Annotated in this window: 25 protein-coding genes; 13 read left to right on the plus strand and 12 right to left on the minus strand. The window is 53.2% G+C overall.

Translation table 11 applies throughout. From position 1 onward, the window contains the following. Positions 1–235: 235 nt before the first annotated feature. The 5 genes from phnE (AC2FC2_RS02000) to AC2FC2_RS02020 form a co-directional block, all read right to left on the minus strand. Positions 236–1,135, minus strand: a complete 900-nt coding sequence (gene phnE / locus AC2FC2_RS02000; RefSeq protein ID WP_209632281.1) for a phosphonate ABC transporter, permease protein PhnE — start codon at positions 1,133–1,135, stop codon at positions 236–238. Beyond that, on the minus strand, positions 1,132–1,995 hold the full coding sequence (gene phnE, locus AC2FC2_RS02005; RefSeq protein ID WP_209634123.1) for a phosphonate ABC transporter, permease protein PhnE: 864 nt from the start codon (positions 1,993–1,995) through the stop codon (positions 1,132–1,134). Before phnE (AC2FC2_RS02005) ends, phnE (AC2FC2_RS02000) begins: the two co-directional genes overlap by 4 nt. Positions 1,996–2,179: 184 nt before the next feature. Then, entirely contained in the window at positions 2,180–3,112 is a 933-nt protein-coding gene (gene phnD, locus AC2FC2_RS02010) for a phosphonate ABC transporter substrate-binding protein (RefSeq protein ID WP_490658631.1), read from the minus strand. A gap of 47 nt (positions 3,113–3,159) precedes the next feature. Beyond that, positions 3,160–3,993: a phosphonate ABC transporter ATP-binding protein gene (gene phnC, locus AC2FC2_RS02015; protein ID WP_209632279.1), complete on the minus strand. Its 834-nt coding sequence runs from the start codon at positions 3,991–3,993 to the stop codon at positions 3,160–3,162. Between the two features lie 122 nt (positions 3,994–4,115). Then, positions 4,116–5,138: a zinc-binding alcohol dehydrogenase family protein gene (locus AC2FC2_RS02020; protein WP_490658632.1), complete on the minus strand. Its 1,023-nt coding sequence runs from the start codon at positions 5,136–5,138 to the stop codon at positions 4,116–4,118. A 139-nt stretch (positions 5,139–5,277) separates the two neighbouring features. Between AC2FC2_RS02020 and AC2FC2_RS02025 the strand changes: the two genes are divergently transcribed. Both AC2FC2_RS02025 and AC2FC2_RS02030 read left to right on the plus strand, forming a co-directional pair. Further along, positions 5,278–6,183, plus strand: a complete 906-nt coding sequence (locus tag AC2FC2_RS02025; protein WP_404760090.1) for a GntR family transcriptional regulator — start codon at positions 5,278–5,280, stop codon at positions 6,181–6,183. A gap of 225 nt (positions 6,184–6,408) precedes the next feature. Continuing rightward, complete coding sequence (locus tag AC2FC2_RS02030; RefSeq protein WP_404760091.1) at positions 6,409–7,767, plus strand: MFS transporter; 1,359 nt, start codon at positions 6,409–6,411, stop codon at positions 7,765–7,767. Positions 7,768–7,801: 34 nt separating this feature from the next. Here the strand turns inward: AC2FC2_RS02030 and trpS are convergent, their stop codons facing one another. The 5 genes from trpS to AC2FC2_RS02055 form a co-directional block, all read right to left on the minus strand. Further along, positions 7,802–8,809 (minus strand): tryptophan--tRNA ligase, encoded by a 1,008-nt coding sequence (trpS, locus tag AC2FC2_RS02035; protein WP_209632275.1) that lies wholly within the window; start codon positions 8,807–8,809, stop codon positions 7,802–7,804. Positions 8,810–9,029: 220 nt separating this feature from the next. After that, positions 9,030–9,557, minus strand: a complete 528-nt coding sequence (locus tag AC2FC2_RS02040) for a cysteine hydrolase family protein (protein ID WP_490658633.1) — start codon at positions 9,555–9,557, stop codon at positions 9,030–9,032. A 27-nt stretch (positions 9,558–9,584) separates the two neighbouring features. Beyond that, positions 9,585–10,688 carry a suppressor of fused domain protein gene (locus AC2FC2_RS02045; RefSeq protein ID WP_404760094.1) on the minus strand — a complete coding sequence of 368 codons (1,104 nt, stop codon included), beginning with the start codon at positions 10,686–10,688 and terminating at the stop codon, positions 9,585–9,587. A 165-nt stretch (positions 10,689–10,853) separates the two neighbouring features. Beyond that, on the minus strand, positions 10,854–11,726 hold the full coding sequence (locus AC2FC2_RS02050) for an oxygenase MpaB family protein (RefSeq protein ID WP_490658634.1): 873 nt from the start codon (positions 11,724–11,726) through the stop codon (positions 10,854–10,856). Positions 11,727–11,783: 57 nt separating this feature from the next. After that, on the minus strand, positions 11,784–12,764 hold the full coding sequence (locus AC2FC2_RS02055) for a quinone oxidoreductase family protein (protein WP_490658635.1): 981 nt from the start codon (positions 12,762–12,764) through the stop codon (positions 11,784–11,786). Between the two features lie 120 nt (positions 12,765–12,884). Here AC2FC2_RS02055 and AC2FC2_RS02060 point away from each other — a divergent pair, with 120 nt between their 5' ends. The 5 genes from AC2FC2_RS02060 (at position 12,885) to AC2FC2_RS02080 (ending at position 17,024) form a co-directional block, all read left to right on the plus strand. After that, positions 12,885–13,775, plus strand: coding sequence for a LysR family transcriptional regulator (locus tag AC2FC2_RS02060; RefSeq protein WP_209632270.1), 891 nt, complete (start codon positions 12,885–12,887; stop codon positions 13,773–13,775). Between the two features lie 29 nt (positions 13,776–13,804). After that, positions 13,805–14,248, plus strand: a complete 444-nt coding sequence (locus AC2FC2_RS02065) for an acetyltransferase (protein WP_061806970.1) — start codon at positions 13,805–13,807, stop codon at positions 14,246–14,248. Positions 14,249–14,498: 250 nt separating this feature from the next. Continuing rightward, positions 14,499–15,524, plus strand: a complete 1,026-nt coding sequence (locus AC2FC2_RS02070; protein WP_209632269.1) for a methionine ABC transporter ATP-binding protein — start codon at positions 14,499–14,501, stop codon at positions 15,522–15,524. Beyond that, on the plus strand, positions 15,517–16,185 hold the full coding sequence (locus tag AC2FC2_RS02075) for a methionine ABC transporter permease (RefSeq protein ID WP_209632268.1): 669 nt from the start codon (positions 15,517–15,519) through the stop codon (positions 16,183–16,185). Before AC2FC2_RS02070 ends, AC2FC2_RS02075 begins: the two co-directional genes overlap by 8 nt. 17 nt (positions 16,186–16,202) lie before the next feature. Then, positions 16,203–17,024, plus strand: a complete 822-nt coding sequence (locus AC2FC2_RS02080; protein ID WP_404760098.1) for a MetQ/NlpA family ABC transporter substrate-binding protein — start codon at positions 16,203–16,205, stop codon at positions 17,022–17,024. Positions 17,025–17,083: 59 nt separating this feature from the next. On the opposite strand, the gene AC2FC2_RS02085 is transcribed toward AC2FC2_RS02080, so the two are convergent. After that, positions 17,084–17,728, minus strand: a complete 645-nt coding sequence (locus AC2FC2_RS02085; RefSeq protein WP_209632267.1) for a TetR/AcrR family transcriptional regulator — start codon at positions 17,726–17,728, stop codon at positions 17,084–17,086. 175 nt (positions 17,729–17,903) lie between these two features. Between AC2FC2_RS02085 and bhsA (AC2FC2_RS02090) the strand changes: the two genes are divergently transcribed. The 3 genes from bhsA (AC2FC2_RS02090) (at position 17,904) to dapF (ending at position 19,601) form a co-directional block, all read left to right on the plus strand. After that, positions 17,904–18,161: a multiple stress resistance protein BhsA gene (bhsA, locus tag AC2FC2_RS02090; RefSeq protein WP_209632266.1), complete on the plus strand. Its 258-nt coding sequence runs from the start codon at positions 17,904–17,906 to the stop codon at positions 18,159–18,161. 204 nt (positions 18,162–18,365) lie between these two features. Then, a complete protein-coding gene (gene bhsA / locus AC2FC2_RS02095) occupies positions 18,366–18,623 on the plus strand; it encodes a multiple stress resistance protein BhsA (RefSeq protein WP_037425152.1) in 258 nt (85 codons plus the stop codon). A 120-nt stretch (positions 18,624–18,743) separates the two neighbouring features. Next, positions 18,744–19,601 carry a diaminopimelate epimerase gene (gene dapF, locus AC2FC2_RS02100; RefSeq protein WP_265556282.1) on the plus strand — a complete coding sequence of 286 codons (858 nt, stop codon included), beginning with the start codon at positions 18,744–18,746 and terminating at the stop codon, positions 19,599–19,601. 24 nt (positions 19,602–19,625) lie between these two features. On the opposite strand, the gene AC2FC2_RS02105 is transcribed toward dapF, so the two are convergent. Next, positions 19,626–20,549 (minus strand): bifunctional helix-turn-helix transcriptional regulator/GNAT family N-acetyltransferase, encoded by a 924-nt coding sequence (locus AC2FC2_RS02105; protein ID WP_490658636.1) that lies wholly within the window; start codon positions 20,547–20,549, stop codon positions 19,626–19,628. Between the two features lie 465 nt (positions 20,550–21,014). Between AC2FC2_RS02105 and AC2FC2_RS02110 the strand changes: the two genes are divergently transcribed. Genes AC2FC2_RS02110 through AC2FC2_RS02120 form a run of 3 tightly spaced genes read left to right on the plus strand, consistent with a single transcriptional unit; the run spans position 21,015 to position 22,717 of the window. Further along, positions 21,015–21,686, plus strand: coding sequence for a CsgG/HfaB family protein (locus AC2FC2_RS02110; protein ID WP_490658637.1), 672 nt, complete (start codon positions 21,015–21,017; stop codon positions 21,684–21,686). Positions 21,687–21,704: 18 nt separating this feature from the next. Further along, positions 21,705–22,061 carry a DUF4810 domain-containing protein gene (locus tag AC2FC2_RS02115; RefSeq protein WP_209632262.1) on the plus strand — a complete coding sequence of 119 codons (357 nt, stop codon included), beginning with the start codon at positions 21,705–21,707 and terminating at the stop codon, positions 22,059–22,061. Beyond that, the gene (locus AC2FC2_RS02120) at positions 22,058–22,717 is read left to right on the plus strand and encodes a DUF799 domain-containing protein (protein WP_209632261.1); all 660 of its coding nucleotides are present in this window, start codon (positions 22,058–22,060) and stop codon (positions 22,715–22,717) included. The genes AC2FC2_RS02115 and AC2FC2_RS02120 overlap by 4 nt, the downstream gene beginning before the upstream one ends. Positions 22,718–22,813 lie beyond the last annotated feature (96 nt).

Genomic DNA, 22,813 nt, shown 5'->3' on the forward strand with positions numbered 1-22,813 from the left:
GAATTGCCTTTAGCTTGTAAACCGGAAGAACTGCGCGCAGTGTGAAATGAAAATACACCTATACCCAAAATAATTGGAGTTGCATCGCGGCGGCAAGTTTGTAAGTCCCCAGGAGCATAGATAACTATGTGACTGGGGCGCAAAAATGCAGCCAACAAAGAGGCAGCTTCAAGTATGACGGGTAGGGCCGCACAGTTGAATATGTGCGGCAGTATAGGGATCAGAGCGGGGTTTCTCAATCGATTTGGCTTTTTTGCTGATACAGCGGAATATCTTCGCCAATGATGTATTTATTACGCAGAATCGAGGACACTTTATCCATAATCATCACCACGACCACCAGGATCAAGGTGATGAACATCACGACATCCCAGTTCCACAAGCGCATGTTCTCCGCATACACCAGACCAATACCCCCTGCCCCAACGAACCCCAGTACCGCTGCGGAGCGGGTATTGGATTCAATCTGATACAGGCTGAGCGCCAGGAAAGTGGGGAACGACTGGGTAAAGATACCGTAACGGTGTTTCTGCAGACCGTTGGCACCGACTGCCGTCAGGCCCCGGCTTGGGGATTTCTCCACAGCTTCATGGCCTTCAGCATACAGCTTGCCGAGTAACCCAACGTCCTGCATCACGATCGCGAGCACCCCGGCCAACGGCCCCATGCCGACGGCGCGTACAAAAATCAGCCCCCAAATTGCCATGTCGATACCGCGCAGAATATCCAGCAGACGACGTACCACCACGGAGAGCGGCCGCAGCAATGGCGTCGACATCACGTTACGCGCAGCAAAGAACGACAGCGGCAAGGCTATCAATGACGCGGTAATCGTCCCGGCGAACACAATGCCGATAGTGATGAAGATTTGCTGGAAATAGTACATAAACGGCCAATTAACAAAATCATGCCAAACGAACATACGCATAAAGTAGCGGCCGAGCTGTTGGCAACCGTTAATAAACTGCGGCCAGGAGATCCCAAAAAACTGGAAGAAAAATAGATAATACAAAACGATAGCTGCAGCGATGATACCAACAGTACGCAGGTAACGGCGTTGCTGTGAGAAAATCTCTGGGTGTTCTTGTTTGAGTGTCTGCAGCTTTTCAGCCGAGATGCTTGGTGCTGACATCATTTTTTCCCCTCCACGACCCGTTTGCGTAGCTCACCGGAGGCGTAATCCAGCAACGAAACCACCACGATAATCAGCAACAGCGTCATACTGACCTGGTCATAGCGATCGAGTTTGATATTGGTCATCAGTTCCTGACCGATGCCGCCCGCCCCCACGAGTCCAAGAATGGTCGACTGACGGAAGTTAACCTCCAGCCGCATAAAACTGTAAGACAGGAATACCGGCTTCACCTGTGGCCACATGCCGAAACGCATGCGTTGCAGCGGCGTCGCGCCGCAGGCTGCCAGACCGCGTACGGGTTTGTTGGATGCCGTTTCAATCGACTCATAAAACAGTTTGGTCAGGCTACCGATAGTATGCAGCGCCAAAGCCAAAAAGCCCGGAATGGCACCGATGCCGAAGGCCATGACAAACATAACCGCCCAGGCTAATTCTGGCATGGTGCGCAAAAATGCCACCAGCGTACGGATCGCCATGCGCAACGTTGCTGGGCTATGGGTGTTATTGGCCGCCAGAAATGCCAATACGCCGGCCACCAGTACGGAAAGGATGGTCGCCGCCAGTGCCAATTGCAACGTTTCCCAAATCAGCGGCAATTGGATGTTCAGTCGATAGCCCCAGTAGGCAAATGACCCTTCGGTATGGCTATCGGCAAACAGCGACGACCAATGCAATGTTGGAATAGTTTCTGCCAGGTAATCAAAGAAATGAGGGATAGACACCCAGACGGTGTGCAAATTGAACTCGGCGATATTGCCGGCACCCAGATAGAGCACCACCAGACCGAGCGACCAGATCAACGTCTCGCGTTTTTGTTTACTGCGGACTTGCTGGTAATAGTGCGCAAAATCTTTATTCAAAATATACCCTTCATCTTTCAAATCGCAGGGGTGTTGACTGCCTTCACTCACCCCAGTCACTTGGTGAGGCCAAGCTCCTGAGGCCTCACTCAGTTGCCGCCTACCTGCGATGTGAAATCTATTGGGTATTGGCTTCCGACGTGAGTTATTCAACGGGGTTCAGACAGGCCGAACCCCGGCAGTATTAACGGTCGCCTTTAGTCAGCTCACGCTTCATATCGATGATGTTCTGGTATTCCGCCAGCGTGGTGTCGCCGATGTGCTGTTTGCCGCCCATCGCTTTGATAAAGCACTGGTGGTCGTCTTTATCCAGCTTCTTGATCGCAGTGACAACTTTGGCTTTGAATTCAGCCGGCAGCGCGTTGCTGACCAGGATCGGGCCATTGGGGATCAACGGCGACTGCCAGATAATCCGGATCTGTTTCATCAGGTCTGGATGATCCATACGGATCATGCGAGTGAATGCACCGCTGGTGTAACCGGTGTTGTAGTCGCCGATCATCGACGCCCAGGTCACTGCGCCTTCGAACTGACCATTCAACACACCGAGAACGTCTTGCTCATGGCCGCCAGAGAAGGTGACGCTAGAGAACGTGTTGTTGTATTTGTTGTCGACCGTGCCGCCGAACAGTTTCTTGAATTCCTGGTTTGGGATCAGGAAGCCGGACGTGGAATCCGGATCGGCGAACCCCACCGCCTTACCTTTCAGGTCTTCCAGTTTTTTATACGAGCTGCCCGCTTTAACGATCACAACCGAGTGGTAACCGCGTGACTGATCAACGTCATCAACCGCGATGCCGACAATGTCCACCGCTTTCGGATCTTTGATATACACCGACGCAAATGACGACGGTGACATGCTCAGCACCAGGTCAATCTTGCCGCCCAGCAGGCCCTGAATCACACCGGAATAGTCAGAAGAGTTGCGCAGCTTGGTATCCACGTTCAGTTCCTTATCCAGGAACTGCTTCACGCATTGGTTATCACCGATCTGCTGAGTGGCGTTTTGCCCGCCGAGAATCCCCAGGTTCAGTACTTTAGGGGCGTCCGCTGCCGTCGCATTAAAGACCATCATCGCGCCGGCCATCAGGGTGGTCAGACTCAATACTTTTTTCATTACGATGCCTTGTGTGTGTAAAGGTAAAGGTAAAAGTGAATAAATACTCAATGGATCTGATTGGCGTCCTCGCCATACAACTGGTGCAGTATCCGTTCGTTCAATTGCGAAGGGTGCCCGTCAAACACGATCTTGCCCTGGGCAATGCCGATCACCCGGGTGCAATATTCTTTCACCAGCTCGACCGAATGCAGGTTCACCATGACCGCAATGTCGTTTTCACTGACTTTTTGCAGCGCATCCATAATGCGACGGGTGTTTTTCGGATCGAGTGACGCCACCGGCTCATCGGCCAGCAGAATTTTGGGGTTTTGCATCAGCGCACGACAGATAGCCACGCGCTGCATCTGGCCACCTGACAGGTTCTCGGCACGCTGTAATGCATGCGGCAGCATATTGAGCCATTGCAACAGTTCGATAGCGCGTGCACGGTCGGCGTCATCAAACACTTTAAAGAAGGATTTCAGGGTAGAGGTGTGGCTCAGACGGCCCAACAACACGTTGGTCATTACATCCAACCGCGGTACCAGGCAGAAGTCCTGGAAGATCATGCCGCAACGGGCGCGCCACTGACGCATCTGACGGGCGGAAAGCTGAGCGATATCCTGCGCGATGCCGTCGTCTTCAAAGTGCAGCATCTCACCACAGCTCGAAGGGATCGTCCCGTTCAGGGTATGAAGCAACGTGGATTTACCGGCGCCGGAACGCCCGATCACCGCTACAAACTCACCCGCGTGCAGGTCGAAGTTGATATCGTCCAGCACCTGTTGCTGAGATTTATACGCTTTACCTAAGCCTTTTACCGATAACACCTTGCGAGAGGGGATCGGTTGTTGTCCTGGAAAGTCAGTCGGTGCAAGTTTTAACAGTGCCTGAGCCATATGATTTCTCTGGTTTCAGTGGCTAATCATTATGGGCACCTATTAACGAATAACTTTGTGACAACGGGATGATGGTTTTATGGCTAGGAAATGACGCATAACGCCATTTCCCGGTTGGACGATTAAAAGTGAATGACCCCCTTAATGAGCTGAGGGTTGTTGATCACCTGCGCTTCGTAAGCCTGTGCCAGGCCGTCAAAATCAAAGTGATGGGACAACATCATTTCAGCGGTGATCTTCCCTGCCGCCATCAGGCAGCCGACTTTGACGAAATCCTCTTCGGTCGCATTGCGGCTGCCCATCAGGGTGGCTTCCTTTTTATGGAACTCAGGATCTGGGAACTGCAGGTCCCCTTTGAACAACCCGACAAAGATGATGCTGCCACCGTGGCGAATAAGGTTAACGGCATTATTCATTGCCTGTTGGCTCCCGGTCGCATCAATCACTTTTGCCGCCAGCATACCGCCGAACTGCGCGCGCAATGCCGTTTCAAACCGATCATCCAGCGGGTTCAATGTGGGCAGTTGCAATGCTTGTTCGACATGCTGGCGCCGTTCATCGCGGGTATCGGCGACCACCACCCGTGCACCGTCGGCTTTGGCAATCGCCGCCACCCCCAACCCGATAGGCCCGGCCCCCACCACCAGCAGATGATCACCCGGCGCCACAGTGGCACGACGCACCGCGTGCGCACTGATAGCAAACGGCTCGATAAGCGCTGCCGCCTCTGGCGCTACGTCATCCACCGCCAGCAGATTATTTACCGGCACGCTGAGGTATTCGCTGAAACCGCCATCCTGATGCACCCCAATCACCGAAATATTCTCGCAGCAGTTGGTTTTGCCGCTCAGGCAAGCACCGCAATGATGACACGAAAGATACGGTATTACCGCGACACGCTGCCCCAGCCGCCAACCTGTGGTTTTATTCCCCAAGCTAACAATTTCACCGCATATTTCGTGGCCCAAAACCCGCGGATAGCTAAAGAAAGGCTGATGACCGGACCAGGCATGAATATCCGTTCCACAAATACCGACGGTAATCATTTTTATCACCGCCTCCGTATCCGCAGGTACGGGTGTCTGGCGTTGTTGATAAATTAATTTTTTGGGCTGTTCACACACTAATACCTTCATTGTTTTCATGGCGTCCCCTTAGATCGTTGGGAACGTTATTAAACAAAATGACCCTGCGATATTAAGCCGGAAAGAAAATCTGTGAGGCAGTACAAAATAAACCGCTTTAAATTGGTTTTAAATAGATAAAAAACATCCGAGACTCACCATGAGCAGAACCCAAAACCTGCGCCACAATGTCGTTAACCAGATGATCGACGGTATCAATAATGGTCACCTGCGCTCTCCGCTTCCTTCTCAGGCAGCCCTGGCCGAAATGTACAACATCAGCCGCACCACGGTGCGCCATACGCTAACGCATTTTTTCCAGCGCGGCGTACTGGAAAAGGTGGGCGATGACTACGTCATTTTGCGCCAACCTGCAGCAGAGGACGGTTTCGACTGCCAAAGAGCCTCCCTGGACGAACAAGGCCAAAGGTTCGAAAAAGCGTTTTATCAGATGATCAATCAGAAACAACTCCGTGCCGGAGATACCTTCACCGAACTCCAGCTATCGCGTGCAGTCAACGTGAGTCCTGTGGTAGTGCGGGAATTTTTGCTGCATTTTAGTCGGTATAATCTGATCGACAGCGTCAAGCGCGGGCAATGGAGCATGAAGAAGTTTGACCAGCGCTATGCCGAGCAACTTTTTGAACTACGGCAGATGCTGGAAACGCACGCTCTGTCCCACTTTATCAACCTTCCGGCACAGGATGCTCGCTGGTTGCAGGCGAAAGAGCTGCTGAGCCGCCACCGCCAGCTGCGGGAAAACATCAGCGACAACTACCGCCTGTTCTCCCAATTGGATCGCGATTTTCACGGCTTGATTCTCTCAGCCGCTAATAATCCGTTCTTCAATCAATCTTTGGAGATCATTTCGGTGATTTTCCACTTCCATTATCAATGGGATGAAACCGATCTTAAACAACGCAATATCGTGGCAATTGAAGAACATATGACCATTCTCAGTGCACTTATATGCCGCAATGATCAAGAGGCGATCAACGGCCTGCATCGCCATCTGGATACGGCCAAGCAGTCGATGATCCGTTCAATCAATCAAACGTTACCATGACAAACCGTGATGTTTTTTATTAATAAAAAGCATCACTACGCCATTTAGAACCGATAAAGAACAGCAAAGTAGTAACTGCAGCACGGAACCGTGACAAAACAGCCCACCAAAATATTTCGCCCTCTAGGCTTACTGCCGACCACCTGCTAATGCCTTCATTAAAATACTGTCCAGGGGAACACCCGGAATAATAAATATTATTAATGCGAAATTCTGGAGGACTGAATGGAAAGAAGTAATACGATAACTACCGGAAAGGAACAGCCCGAAACCTATTCCGACCACATAATTCCGATGCCACCTGAAGGAATGCTGGTTCGCTCAGCAAAAATAAAAAAAATTCAAACCACGGCCATGATCCTGTTATTTATGGCCGCAATAATAAACTTTCTTGACCGCAGTTCTCTCTCAGTGGCGAACTCCACCATCCGGGAAGAAATGGGCCTGAGCGGGACCGAAATTGGTTTACTGCTATCGGCATTTTCCTTGGCCTACGGTATCGCCCAGTTGCCCTGCGGCCTCTTACTGGACCGAAAAGGCCCGCGTATCATGCTGGGCATTGGCATGTTTGTCTGGTCGGTGTTCCAAACGCTGTCCGGCATGATCCATAACTTCACGCAGTTTATCTGGGTGCGTATCGGGTTGGGGATAGGTGAAGCGCCGATGAACCCCTGTGGGGTGAAAGTGATCAATGACTGGTTCAACATCAAAGATCGCGGTATGCCCATGGGGATTTTCAATGCCGCCTCAACCATTGGGCTGGCGGTGAGCCCGCCGATCCTGACAGCCATGATGTTGGCCTTCGGCTGGCGCGGCATGTTTATCACTATCGGCGTGCTGGGGATCGCACTGTCGATAGGCTGGTACATGTTGTACCGCAACCGACAGGACGTCAGTCTGAGCGCTCAAGAACAGGCCTATCTGAACGCCGGCAGCGTCAGAACACGGCCTGAGCCGATGAACTTCCGCGAATGGCGGGCGCTATTCAGGAACCGCACCATGTGGGGCATGATGATTGGCTTTAGCGGCATCAACTATACCGCTTGGCTATACCTGGCCTGGCTGCCGGGCTATCTGCAAACCACCTATCATCTGGATCTAAAAAGCACCGGGTTGATGAGTGCCATCCCTTTTCTGTTTGGTGCCGCCGGTATGTTGTCGAATGGTTTCGTCACCGATTTTCTGGTGCGCCGCGGCATGGCTCCGCTTAAAAGCCGTAAAATATGCATCGTCGCAGGCATGCTGCTTTCCGCTTCCTTTACCGCCGTCGTTGCTCAAGCCACCACGACCTACAGTGCGGTGTTATTAATCGGCATGGCGCTGTTCTGTATCCACTTTGCCGGTACCTCCTGCTGGGGCCTGATCCACGTCGCGGTCACTTCACGTATGACCGCCTCAGTGGGTAGCATTCAAAACTTCGCCAGCTTTATCTTTGCCTCGTTCGCGCCGGTCGTCACCGGCTGGATCCTGGATACCACTCACTCTTTCAGTCTGGCGCTCACGCTGTGTTCCTGCTTCACCGTCATCGGTGCACTGTCTTATATCTTCGTGGTTAAACACCCGATTGTTGAGGAGGCCGCCTGACCCATCCCCCCTCTTATTGTCGAGGGGGGAGTGTTCAATTCAGCGTAAAGAAATCCAGCCCCAACGCGGCCTTCACCTGTCCCAGCGTTTGTCGACTGGCCTGGTCGGCACGTTGGGTGCCCTGTTGCAGAATGCGCAGCAACTCCCCCTTGTCGGCCATATATTCTGCGCGTCGGGTGCGGATCGGCTCCAGCAGGCTTTGCAGACAATCTTCCAACAGGCGTTTGATTTTCATGTCCCCCAACCCACCACGGCGGTAATGCGCTTTCAGCTCTGCCACCAACGCCGTATCTTCACAGAAAGCATCCAGGTAGGTGAACACCATATTGCCTTCAACCCGGCCAGGATCCTTGACGTTCAGGTGGCCTGGATCGGTAAACATGCTCATTACTGCCTTATGCACCTGGTCGGCATCGGCACCCAGGGTGATGGTATTGCCACGCGATTTTGACATCTTGCCCTGCCCGTCCAAGCCCGGCAGGCGGCTCACATTACTCAGCAAAGGCTGGCATTCCGTCAATACCGCTCGGCCGACAATACGATTGAAACGCCGCACAATTTCGTTGGTCTGCTCCAGCATAGGCAGTTGATCTTCGCCGACGGGAACATGGGTGGCGCCAAAAGCCGTGATATCTGCCGCCTGACTGACCGGATAAACCAGAAAGCCCGCGGGCAGGCTACGGGAAAAGTCTTTTTCGATAATTTCACTTTTTACTGTCGGGTTGCGTTCCAGCCGCGCCACGCTGACCAGATTGAGGTAATACATCGTTAATTCGGCCAGCGCCGGCAGTGCAGATTGCAGGCAAATCGTGGTTTTGTGCGGGTCGATACCGACAGCCAGGTAATCAGCCACCAGATTAAGCACGTTGGTGCTGATTTTTTGCGGATCGCTGCCGTTATCGGTCAGCCCCTGTAAATCGGCTACCAATACCGTTTGCTGATGCTGATGTTGCAGCTCAACGCGTTGGCGCAGCGATCCGACGTAGTGGCCTAAATGTAGAGATCCGGTTGGGCGGTCGCCGGTCAGAATGGTGTAGCTCATTGCATTGCTCCTGAAAGTAAAGACACCACCGGATCAACGCAATAAAAATGCCGCCAGAACCGGCGGCATTTAAAAGAGGTGTGAATACCCGTGCCGCCTTTAGAAGAGGCGCCACCAGGACTGGCTGCAAATAGAGTGCATCGGTATATTCATGTTTTTACGGTACGCCCCGGTATAAATGTTGTCAATAACCGAAGCATGCCAGGGAGCTTAAAAGCAGTCAGAAACGAATTTCTGCCGTCGGCAGCGCATCGATCAGTACGCCGAAACTTTTGATGCCAGACAGGGTGGCATTGTGATGATCGCGAATCTGCTGGCCGGTGGCATGCGCTTTGTCATGGCTGGTATGCGCATCGGCCGCCAGGGTAACGGGATACCCCAATCCTGCCGCGCGGCGGGTGGTGGTATCTACGCAAAACTCGGTGGAATAACCGCAGATAACCAGATGCGACACGCCATTGGCAACCAACAGTGGGCCAAGCCCGGTGCGCAGGAATGAGTCCGGCGTGGTTTTTGCCACCCGATGGTCGGCGTCGTTCACCTGCAAGCGTGAGTCAACCTGCCAGGCTTCACTGCCATGAGCCAATTCATCGCCTGCGGTCTGATGCTGAATGAAAATAACCGGGACGCCAGCCTGGCGGGCACTGGCGCTTAAGGTGTTAATACGATCGATCGTGGCCTCGGCATCTGCCGGCGGCGGCGTAAACAGCCCTTTCTGCACATCAATAATCAACAGCGCTGACTTCATGATAACCCCCGTGAATAGAATCGGAAGTTAGCATACCGGTTGGCGCGGGCGGAAGATATGGTCAACCCCCTGCTCACGCAGCTTATTCACCAACTCATGGCCCCCATTCGGCGTGGCATGCGCCAACAAACGCTCCGCCTCAAAGACCGGGCTGGCCCAGAAAATATTGACCGGGTCACCATACTGCTTAGGCAAACTCAGATGCTCGCTGTACGGATAAAACGACGAAGACAGCACGTAGCCCTCATAACCCTGCGGCGCGACGTCAGACTCCAGAGTATGCCCTTCACCAAACCAGGTAATTTTCGCCCAAGGCGCATGAGCAAACCCGGCCAATGCGCTGGCCATCTGTACCGCATTCTCTTCGTTCATGTATTGACCATCGATGGCGATGCCCATTTCCATACGGCGATAGCGGGACGCGTCGTCATTAAACAGGATTTCCACCCACGGCATCGGCCGGATGCTGACGCCCATGGTGAGAAAATAGTAGATACCCTCACGTTCATGCTGAGTAATGGCCATCGGCGGCCATTTGCCCTGATCGATGGCATAGTATTTCACCGAAGGGCCAAAATGCTGCTCGTAACGCGCCTGATAATCGCTCTGCATTTTTGGCCACGGATTGCCTTCTTCACGCTGCCAGCTACGCCAGAACTGACGGGTATTTTCCGCCAGCGCATACTGAGTATTGGTCGACGCGGAGCCAAGTGGATAAGCCAACGGGCTCTCTTTGATACAGCTGGCGGAATAACACACCGAATGGTCGATATACAGACTCCAGCCGGGGATCACCGCCAACAATTGACCGTAATACCACAGCGCCGCACCGTCATCACTCTCTGTCCAGACCACCATCAATCCTTCTGGATTCAATGGCGCTTCGCCTTCCAGATTACGGCAAAACTCGGCCGCCAGCATCGGAGGCTGGCCCAGCGCCAGCGCTGCGCTGTCTTCTTGCTGCGGGGCCGCCGCCAGGTTACGCAACCAGCAGGCGCGTACCTGAAAACGTTCGCTTTCTTGTTCTGAGGGATAAATATAAAAATAGGCAGCCCGATGATCTTGCTGAACCACCGCCACCAGCGTCTGGTTCTCATTACTGACTTCAGCAAGTACGTGTGACTCGTTCATATAACCTCAAATAGGGTCGAGGTGCAGAATAATTGCTGCACGCTAAATAAAATGGAAATTGGCTTATGCCCAGTGTAAAGCGCATTAACGGTCGGATCACCCGTAAAAGTCTCAAAAGTGGTCCTAAGCCTGGGATTCTTGATGACAATTATAGGGTGTGATGGCTCAGACAGACCGGCCAATTCGGCGTAAGGCTCGCTGATAGGACCCGTTGCGCATTGAGGAGCGCAGCACTTTACCAACGCCAGCGGTACCGACGCGCACCAACCGCTGGCGCAATACACCGGGTTCAAAACCAAACTGCCGTTGCGCCCAATCCGGCAATAGATCGATGCCTGCCTGCATCACCAGGGCACCAAAAGGCCGTGCCAGCGTGCTCGGTGCCGGGGCGGCCAGCAGAATGCGCGCCACTTCCCGCGTGCGTTCATCGCACACCAACTGAGGCCGCATCCGTTGTAGGTAGTCCTCCACCGCCGCACAGGTGGTTGGAATATCGCGTGCACCCAAGGCAGCGGCTACGCGCGCCGTTTCACCGTAATAACGGTCTTGCTGATCGCGAGGAAGATGAGGGTTGCGGTAGCGCAAATGGCTGGCCAAAAAGCAGCTGCTTTCCACCACGTGTACCCACGTGAGCAAGTCAGGATCGCTGGCGGCATAGGGCCTGCCATCGCTGCTAATTCCGTTGACCTTCAGATGAATCGCTTTCACTTTGGCGATCAGCCGTTCGGCCTCTGCGGTAGGGCCAAAGGTGGTGACGGAGACAAACTGGCTGGTGCGGCGCAAACGTCCAAGCATATCGTCACGGAAGTTGGAATGATCCCACACCCCGGCCAGCGCCAAGGGGTGCAGCATCTGCAACAATAAGGCGCTGACGCCGCCGCACAGCATTGAGGTGAAATCACTGTGCACCCGCCAGATGACCGACTGTGGCCCAAACAGGCCCGGATCGCCCGGCGGATTCTCAAAATCGATACCGCCGAGTGCCAGCCCGGTCAGACTGATTACCTGCTTTTCTATTGCTGCGCGTATGACTTCCATTCCGCTGACCCCGCTTACGTTTCGGCGGTCAGTGTAGCACGTCGTGGGGAGGCGCTTTTAACTCTGCGGGTCGCGATCGTTGAGCAAGACAATTTTGCCGGCAAAGCTACGGTCCTCCAGCCGGCGATGAGCCGCAGCCCCGTCGCTCAGTGGGAAGGTTTCGATATGCGGCACAGCAAATTCGCCGTTCTGCCAACTGCTGAACAAGCGCTCGGCACGTTCACGCCGCGCTTCGCCACTGTTGAGATATGTCCAAAGATCGCCACCGACCACGCCTTTGGAGTCCATCATCAAGCTGTAAGCCGAAATTGCCGGTGCCTCGCCGCCCGCCATGCCAAAAGTCACCACTCGGCCACCGGGGCGCAGTGCGTCAATGCTCTGTTGCAACGTGATACCCACCGAATCAAAACCGTACTCCACGCCGCCGTCGGTCAATGCGGCAATTTGTGCAACCCAGTCTTGCTGATAGGTGAAGGCCGCTGCTGCGCCGTTATTCATCGCAATCTGTTGCTTATGTGCTGAAGACACCAGGGCGTAAACCTGCGCGCCGCGTGCAACCAGCATGCGCGTCAGGATCTGCCCAACGCCCCCCGCCGCTGCATGCACCAGCGCGCGATCGCCTGCCTTAACCTGCACGCTGTCATTTATCAGATACTGCGCCGTGAGTCCCTGCAACAAAATAGACGCGGCTTCTACGTCGCTTAGCGCCTGCGGCAGCCGTAATGCATGTTCTACCGGCACATTGATGCGCGTAGCATGGCAGAAAGGCACATCGGCAAAACCGATTCGCTCGCCGATCTGCCAACCTTCGACACCCTCACCCACGGCAATAATGGTGCCCACACCTTCGTAACCGCCAATATGTGGCGGATTGCCGTGCAGCACGTAATTGCCCTTGCGACGGTAGATGTCAGCAAAATTCAACCCGGCAGCCCCCATTCGCACCTGGACAGCACCCGCCGGTACCGCAGGCGTCGGCAGTTCAAGGTATTCGAGCACGTCTGGCCCGCCAAATTGTTCAAACGCTAATGCATGCATGTTGCTGCTCCGGGAAATTTCCGCCAATAACGCACTGACGGTCGATAGAATGATTATCGCAAAGCGCTATAATCAAGCACAGTGGCCCACAGCGCATTCAGAAAACACCCGAGGTTTATAATGGACCGGTTAACCAGCATGGCGGTGTTTGTTCGCGTCGTGGAAAAAGGCAGTTTTGTCGCCGCCGCCGAGGAGATGGCTATCTCCCCAACCATGGTAGGCAAACATATCCGCCACCTGGAACAACGGCTGAATGCACCGCTGCTCAACCGTACCACCCGCAGGCAAGGGCTGACCGAGGCCGGCCGGGTGTTCTATGAACGCTGCCGTCGCCTGCTGGCCGATGCCGACGCCGCCGAAGCAAGTGCACGAGCCCTGTTGAGTTCCCCGAGTGGCCTGCTGCGCATCAGTGCCCCCGTCACCTTTGGCAACCGCGTTTTAACGCCAATCCTGACCGAATTCCTCCAACAGCACCCGGAAGTAGAAGCCGAAGTGGTGCTATCAGATCGCAAAGTGGACTTGATTGAGGAAGGTTACGAAGCCGCGTTTCGCATTGGGCCAGTAGCGGATGACGGCCTGGTCGCACGAGCCTTGCCCGATTACCGCATGACATTGGCAGCTTCGCCAGACTATTTGGCACAGCACGGCGTACCAACGCGGCCTGAACAGCTCAGTACGCACAGCTGTTTCGGTTTCAGCCAGTGGGAGGGCAACCACGTTTGGCGATTGCAGGGGCCACACGGGGAAGTCAGCGTGCCGGTCAGGCCACGTCTGCGGATGGACTCTGGCGAAGGGGTGCGCCGCGCTGCGTTAGCCGGTTTTGGCGTCGTGTTACATGCCAACATGTTGCTGGATGACGATATCGCCGCCGGCCGATTAATACAGGTGTTACCCGACTATTGGCCACACCCGCGATCGATGCATTTGGTCTATCTGCCGGAACGGCGGCAGTCAGCCAAACTGGAAGCTTTTATCGCCCTGACCGTCGCCAAACTGTGGGGGCGCGTTTAAAATAAGTGGGTTCAATCATGGGGATTTCTATGATCACTATCAGAGCACGCGCAGCGGAAGATAATGCGCAACTGGCGGAGATTTGGCAGCGGTCGGTGCGCGCCACTCACCATTTTCTCACTGAAGAAAACATCGCTCAACTTTACCCGTTGGTACTCAACGACTATCTGCCCTCGGTCAACGTTTGGGTGGCGGAAGATAGGCCAGGCCATCCTTGCGGCTTTATTGGGCTTGATGGCAACAAGGTAGAGATGCTGTTTATCGATGCCGAGCAGCGTGGCAAAGGCGTTGGTAAAGCGCTGCTGACACACGCGGAATCGTTGCATAACGAATTGCAGTTGGACGTCAATGAGCAAAACCCGCAGGCCAGCGGATTTTACCGCCACTACGGTTTTGAAATTACCGGTCGCTCTGCGCTCGACGGTCAGGGTAATCCTTTCCCGTTACTGCACATGAAACTGACCAAACGTTAAATAACTCCAAGCGGTCAGCGTGCGTTCTGGCCGCCATTTTCCCATCACTTCTGCTCATCATTTTATATATCAAATCAGAATAACTAATAGAATTTACATTCTTCCTGTCACTATCAACCCCCGGTAGGATTGCCCTGTATTCACCAGCAACAGACGTCCCGCCTGCCCTTATCCCCAGAAACCGAACCCTGTCCGGTGTTACGCGTTCCAGGCGGAATGCTGTGATGTATTAATAAGGATTCGCTTCTCTATGATCGTTCTTTCGAACGTTTGCAAAACTTTTGATAGCACACAGGGCCGCGTTGTCGCGGTGGATGATGTGAGCCTTGCGGTAGAAGCCGGGCAAATCTACGGCATTATTGGCTATAGCGGTGCAGGTAAAAGCACCCTCATCCGTTTGCTTAACGGGTTGGAATCCCCCACCAGTGGCAGTATTCAGGTCGACGGTTTCGATATCGCCGGTGCCAGAGGCAACGCGTTACGCGAGGCGCGGCTGAAAATCAGTATGGTGTTTCAGCACTTCAATCTGTTGTGGTCGCGCACCGTTAGCCAGAACATCGCGTTCTCAATGCAAATTGCCGGCGTGCCCAAGGCACAGATTAAGCCGCGCGTGGCAGAACTGATTGCGCTGGTGGGTCTGCAAGGCCGTGAAGATGCCTACCCGTCACAGCTGAGCGGCGGACAAAAACAGCGGGTCGGCATTGCCCGCGCATTGGCCAATAACCCAGGGGTCTTATTGTGCGATGAGGCCACCTCGGCGCTCGATCCCCAGACTACCGATGCGATTCTTGAGTTGCTGTTGGACATCAACCGCAAACTCAACCTGACTATTGTGCTGATCACCCATGAAATGCACGTGGTACGAAAAATCTGCCACCGCGTAGCCGTCATGGAAAATGGCCGCATCGTCGAAGAAGGCCCAGTGATCGATGTTTTCACCCGTCCACAGCAGTTGATTACCCAACAGTTCGTCAGGCAGGTTTCGCAGTATCAGGAGACCGAGGAAAGCTTCAATCCCCTGCTCGCTAAACATCTGCCAGGCGCAATCTTCAAATTGACGTTTGTCGGCGTACAAACCCATCAGGCCGTGATTTCAGAGGTGATCCTGCGCTACAGGGTGAGCATTAACATCCTGCACGGCAAAATTAGCCAAACCCTGAATGGGTCCTTTGGCGAGCTGTATATCCACGCCGAAGGCAACTGTCTGCAAATCGACAGCATGTTGAACTTACTGAAGACACAAGAAATCGCCGTTGAGGTCATTAAACATGATTGAATCACTGTTCCCTCACCTGCGTATTGACCAACTGCTGAGCGCCACCTGGGAAACGCTGTACATGACGGGCATTGCCGGGTTGGCAACGCTGGTGCTTGGCATTGTATTGGGCGTGCTTTTGTTCCTGACCTCTCGTGGGCAACTGCTGCAAAACCGCGTCGTCTACTCGCTAATCTCAGTACTGGTCAACGTGTTCCGCTCTATCCCATTCATCATTTTAATCGTGTTGCTGATCCCATTTACCAAGACGCTGATCGGCACCATTTTGGGGGCCGATGCTGCGCTGCCGGCGCTGATTGTTGGCGCAGCGCCATTCTACGCGCGGCTGGTTGAGATTGGCCTGCGCGAAGTGGATAAAGGGGTCGTCGAAGCGGCCCGCTCCATGGGCGCTAAAACCAGCACCATTATCTTCCGCGTGCTGCTGCCGGAATCCTCTCCGGCATTGGTTTCCGGCATTACCGTCACACTGATAGCGCTGGTGAGCTATACCGCGATGGCAGGGGTGATTGGTGCAGGCGGTCTGGGTAATTTGGCCTATCTGGAAGGTTTTCAACGCAATCACGGTGACGTAACGCTGGTGGCAACGCTGACGATCCTGCTGATCGTTTTCGTTATCCAATTCATCGGCGACACCATTACAACAACGCTCGATAAACGATAAATAACCAGGGAATAATGATGATGAAAAAGCAAATGATGATGCTGGCTTTCGCCTCTCTGACCGCACTGGCGTCTTTTGGTGCAGCGGCGGAAACCAAGCTGGTGGTCGGCGCATCCAATGTGCCCCACGCGGAAATCCTCGAGCAAGCGAAGCCGATTTTGGCGAAGGAAGGCATTGATCTGGTGATCAAACCTTTCCAGGATTACATCCTGCCAAACACCGCGCTGGCCAGCCACGACATTGACGCCAACTATTTCCAGCATGTGCCTTATCTGAATTCGGTGCTGAAGGACCATGCCGGTGATAAAAGCTACGACTTTGTCAGCGCCGGTGCCATCCATATCGAACCTATCGGCATCTACTCCAAGAAGTATAAAAGCCTGAAGGATCTGCCAGACAACGGCAAAATCATCATGCGTGACGCCGTGGCAGAAGAGGGGCGAATTCTGTCAATCTTTGAGAAGGAAGGCGTGATTAAGCTGAAGCCGGGCGTGAGCAAGGTGGATGCGCGTATCTCCGACGTGGTGGAAAACCCAAAACATCTGAAGTTCCTGGCAAACGTGGAAGGGGCGTTACTGCCGCAGATGTACAACAACGATGAAGGGGATGCGGTAGTGATTAACGCCAACTACGCCATCGATGCCGGGCTGAATCCGACCAAAGATCCAATCGCGGTCGAAAGCGGTGAAAACAATCCTTATGCCAACATCATCACCGTACATAAAGCCGACGTTAACAAACCAGAGATTGTGGCACTGGTAAACGTGTTGCATTCCAAAGCGATTCAGGACTTCATCCGCCAAAAATACCAAGGCGCCGTGATCCCCGTTAACCAGTAATACACACAAAGGCCGCAGTAATGCGGCCTTTCGCCTTGTTGAATGGCACCCGCCCTGCCCTAGACTTTATTGCCCACCTGACTCAGGCGCGGCCACACCAGCATCAATGCATCCAGCAAACGGAATAAATCCTCACGGCTTGCCCCTTCACGCGCCTGAACGGACATCCCTTCGACAGTACAAACGATATATTTGGCCAACAACGCGGTATCGGTTTTCGCCAACAACTCCCCCTGCTGCACCTTGCGGTCAAAGCACGCGCGCAGGCTGGCTTCATTCGAATGATGTTTTTTACGCAGCATCTCGGCGACGTCATCAGACGACGACGACAGTGCCGCAGACGCACACACCATAAAGCAGCCGGAAGGCGTATCCGGGTCGGTAAATACTTCAGCCGAAGAACGCACATAGGCTTCAACGATTTCAGCGACCGGCAGATCCCGCTCCAACAGCTGATTGGTGCAAGTGGTGTATTTTTGCAGATAACGTTCCACTGCCGCGCGGAACAGCCCTTCTTTGTTGCCGAACTCCGCATAGAGCGTCGGCGCTTTGGCCCCGGTCACCTCAACCAGATCGGACAGCGACGTCGATTCATAACCATGCCGCCAGAACAGATCGAGTGCGCTATCGAGCGCACGGTCACGATCAAACTGTTTCGGTCTGCCACGCGTTTTTTTGGCACAGACGTCTTCATTGATACTCATAGACCCTCTCTTATCCTGCCCCGCAGCAGGGCTCACGAATTAAATTAACGATCATTATAAAAAAATATTGCGCTCCCGTCGAGAAGCGATTAACATTTAATTATCGATCGTTAAGTAATCATAACGACACAGAGTAATCAACCCAGTTTACGCACCTAGAATAGGAAATAACATCATGAAAAACTTAAAAATGACTCTTGCAGCTCTTGCTCTGGCCTCGGTTTCTTTCGGTAGCTTTGCCGCTGACCTGGTCCATAACCAGCCGGCAGATCAGCAAGAATCCGGTGTGATTACCGTCAGCGGCGCTTCCGATCTCAGCTCACTGGAAGCCAGTTTGGCGGCCAAAGCGGATGCAGCTGGCGCAAAATCATTCCGCATCATTGGTGCCGGGGGTAATAACCAACTTCACGGAACCGCAGTAATCTATCAATAACAGTAGGTTATACGTAATCCACTGCCAAGACGATCGTAACCGACCTCTTGGCGGAAGAAGCCTAAAAACAAATTAATTAACGAACATTAAAAAAATAGTTGCAAATCGCCGAACAGGCGTCTAACATTAAATTATCGATCGTTAATTAATTTAACGACCCAACGAAAAAACATCGTACAGAATATTGAGATAGGAAATAAGACCATGAAAAACCTGAAAATCACCATCGCTGCTATCGCACTTGCTTCTGCCTCTTTCGGCAGCTTCGCCGCCGACCTGGTTAACGCTCAACCGACAGATCTGCAAAAAGTCGGGGTGGTTACCGTCAGTGGTGCTTCCGACCTGACCAGCCTGGAAAACAAGCTGGCAGCCAAAGCAGATGAAGCCGGCGCTAAATCATTCCAGATCATCTCAACAACCGGCGACAACAAACTGCACGGTACTGCGATCATCTACAATTAATTGCTGATTCGGCAATTGTGCAAAGAGGCGGCCTTGGCCGCCTTTTGTTTTTTCCTCCCTGCTTTCAAGATCTGTTGTAGTCTGTAAACACGCCCCCATAACAACCTCCCAACAACGTCCATGACACCATTGCTATTCCACAAATATCAGGGCCTGGGTAATGACTATTTGGTATGTCATCATTCAGTTGCCGCACGGCTGACTGACCAACAAATACGTATACTGTGCCATCGCCATTACGGTATAGGCTCGGACGGTTTGCTCATAGACAGCGGAGACCGCATAAATCCTACGCTGCGCATTATTAATCCGGACGGTTCCGAAGCGGAAAAAAGTGGCAATGGCCTGCGTATTTACGCCCGTTATCTTTTCGATATTGGTCGCGTTAGCCACCTGCCGTTTTTGGTACACACTGCAGGCGGCGACGTACGCTGTCAGGTCAGTGAGGATAAACACCAGGTTCGAGTGGAAATGGGCCGAGCCAATTTTGCACCGGCAGCCTTGCCGGCACTGATCGACTTGCCTGAAGTTCTCAACTACCCGCTGCAATTAGCTGACGAAAGCGTCAAGGTTTCTTTGGTGTCGATGGGCAACCCGCACTGCGTGGTTCCCGTCGCCCGGCTTGATCTGGCTCAGGTTCACCGACTGGGGCCACAGATCGAACATCATCCGCTGTTTCCCAAGCGAACCAACGTGCAATTGGTGGAAGTGATAGATCGCAATACGCTGCGCATTGGCATTTGGGAACGTGGCGCCGGGTTTACCATGGCCTCTGGCAGCAGCAGTTGTGCCGCCGCCAGCGTGATGCGCAAACTGAATCAGGTTGGCGATAAAGTTAGCGTACATATGCCCGGCGGCCAGCTACAGATTGGGATCAGCGACGACTTTGACGTCACCATGCTCGGGCCGGTGCATAAAATCGCCAGCGTGACGCTGGACGAAGACTGCTTTGTCGGCGGCGAAAATGCACTGCGCTGAAACACGTTGCGGATAATGCGAACATCAGTCGCTTCGCAGGTTCTTGAGCATATAGATATTGCAGCCGTGATGGCCCGTGTTACCGCGTTTCTCCGTCAACAAGGTGAAACCCAGCGCATGATATAGTCCCAGTGCTTCCTTCAGTTGTTCCGTGGTTTCCAGATAGCAATAACGGAACCCTGCTGCTCGCGCGGCTTTCAGCGCCTGTACCACCATATAGCGCGCCATACCCAGCCCACGCACGCTGGGTTTGAAAAACAGCTTTTGCAACTCACAGTAACCCGCATCTCCCCCCACCAAAGGTGCGATACCAACCCCACCAACCACTTTCCCCTCTTGTTCCAGCACCCAATACTTGCCACCGTTATCCCGGTAAACGCCCGTCAAACGATCCAGATCGGGATCGTGCAGGCTTACACCGTCCATTTTGTCCATGCCGTATTCACGGAATACAGCGCAAATAATACCCGCCATCGCTGCGTCATCTGCCTCGGTTATCGGGCGAACCCGTAAAGCGGCATCACGCTGTTTGCGAGCACTGCGTAATGCCGCAGCCATCTTTTTCATCGTCGCGGTCGTGTCTGCCAGCTCATCGTCGTCCAGCTGTGCCAAGGCGTCCTGCATAAAACCGTCGGCATTGGCATCAATCGACGCCAGCGTTTTGCGCCCCAGTTTGGTGAGTTGGTTCAGGTTATGCCGTTTATCATGGGGATAATCCACAGCCTCAATCATGCCGGCGGCAACCAGACTGCGCACTGCACGGCTGGCACTGGCCTTATCAATACACAGCCGGGTTGCCAGGCAGGTAACGCCCAGCGGCAACGTGCTGATCTCAATCAGAATGTGGATCTGCAACGGCGAAAAACGCGTCCCATTACTTTGTTTATTCAACATGCCCAGCTCTCTGACCAGACTGCGTGACAATGCCCTGAAATCTCTGATGTCCATAGTCAATCTTCCTGTCTCGGCGGGCAGTGAAACCCACCGCTTAGTTGATAGTGTTATCTAATTTTCACTACCATAACGGATATTTGTTCGGGGATAAATATCGATCAGGCACGACGGCAAGGGCCAGAGGATAGCGTCAGCAGAATTACCTTCTTCATTTAGCTAAATTGAAAAAATAAAAAGCCAATTAATTTAGGTTAAATAAAGAATTAATCAGTTAAAAAACAGCCAATAAAGTAAAACGGATAAGATAAGAATAATGACCTTACTCAATTCATTGTATTTAAATGAGTTATTAAAATTACGATGACAACCAATATGTCGATATTAAGTTGTATTTTGTTACACATCCATGGCAGGATCACGGCGTTTAAATAGTCGCAGTGATTCCCCCGCCTGTTTAAACCCTGGGCGTAAGGCGGTTTGTCTTGCGCTGTTTTATCATCATGGAGAGATTGCACCTCAATGAATAAATCACTCGTTATCTGTTCAGTCGCCCTTTCTGTCAGCCTGCTGACCGGGTGTGCCACAGAATCCTCGCGTTCTCTGGACGTCCCTAAAGTGGCGTCTTACAACACCAGCTACCAAGGCCAACGCAGCCCTATCTCCGTCGGCAAATTCGATAACCGTTCCAGCTATATGAACGGCATTTTCTCTGATGGCGTCGATCGTTTAGGTAACCAGTCCAAAACTATCCTGATCACTCATCTGCAGCAGACCGGTCGTTTCAACGTCCTGGATCGCGCCAATATGGATGAACTGAAAACCGAAGCGGGCATTCAGGGCAAAACCCAGATGCTGAAAGGCGCCAATTATGTGATCACCGGTGATGTTACCGAGTTCGGCCGCAAAGAAGTGGGCGATCACCAGCTGTGGGGCATTCTGGGACGCGGTAAAACACAGGTGGCCTATGCCAAGGTCAACCTGAACGTGGTCAACGTACAGACCTCAGAAGTGGTTTACTCCACTCAGGGTGCCGGTGAGTACCAGCTCTCCAACCGTGAAATCATCGGCTTCGGTGGCACCGCAAGCTACGATTCCACCCTCAACGGCAAAGTTCTGGATCTGGCAGTCCGTGAAGCGGTCAATAACCTGGTTGCCGGTATCGAAAGTGGCGCATGGCGCCCTGCTAACTAACGGAATAGAAGCAGAAAGATGATAACTAAAAAAATGGGTGGGGTGCTGGTTGCAGCAACCCTGCTGGCCGGCTGTGCCGCGCCAAAAACGCTCTATAACTGGGATGGCTACCAAACCTCGATTTATCAATATTACCAGCAGGATGGCCTCAGCCCTGAGCAACAGATTTTGACACTAAAGGAAATCGTGGAAAAATCCCGCGCCAAGGATAAAGCCGTGCCGCCAGGCCTGCATGCGCAACTGGGCCTGCTGTACAGCAAAACCGGTAATACCGGGCAAGCCATGACCGAATTCAATACGGAAAAAACGCTGTTCCCGGAATCGGCGCCGTTTATGAATTTCCTGATGGCCAAGGATAAGGGGAGCTTTAAATGAACCGTGCATTAGGTTTCTTCAGCATCGCTGTCACTTTGCTGCTGAGCGGTTGCGCCAAACAGGCTCCATATGATTATGCGGCGTTCCACGAGAGTAAGCCAAAATCAATCCTGGTACTGCCGCCGGTCAATCAGTCGCCGGATGTCAAAGCCAGCCACAGCGTGCTTGCCAGTACTACGCTGCCGCTTGCAGAAGCAGGTTACTATGTCTTACCCGTCGCCGTGGTCGAGGAGACGTTCCAGCAAAATGGCCTGACTAACGCCAACGATATACGCGCCGTTAGCATTCAAAAGTTGCATAAGATCTTCGGTGCCGACGCGGTGCTGTATCTGGACGTCGTTCAATATGGCACCAGCTATATCGTGATTAACAGTGAAACGCGCGTTACCGTAAACGCCAGGTTGGTCGATCTGCGTAACGGCAAACAGCTCTGGGCTGGCAGCGCAACTGCTTCCAGCAGCGAAAATAACAACAATGCTAGCGGCGGTCTGCTGGGTATGGTGATCAGCGCGGCCATCGCGCAAATCGCCGACACCATCAGCGACAAAGGCTTCGATATTGGCGCCATTGCCAATACGCGCCTACTGTCGGCAAATGGTAACAATGGTGCCATTTTGTATGGCCCGCGCTCACCGCATTACGCCAGTCAGCGTTAACCCTCAGGGCGGCGCATCCAGCCGCCCGAATCGAGTTTCCCTTTTGCCAAAAGTAGCCCATGCTGTAACAGGATAGGATGGGTTGCGGCTCATCTT

This window comes from Serratia sp. CoH_122_TC_1, assembly GCF_058191755.1.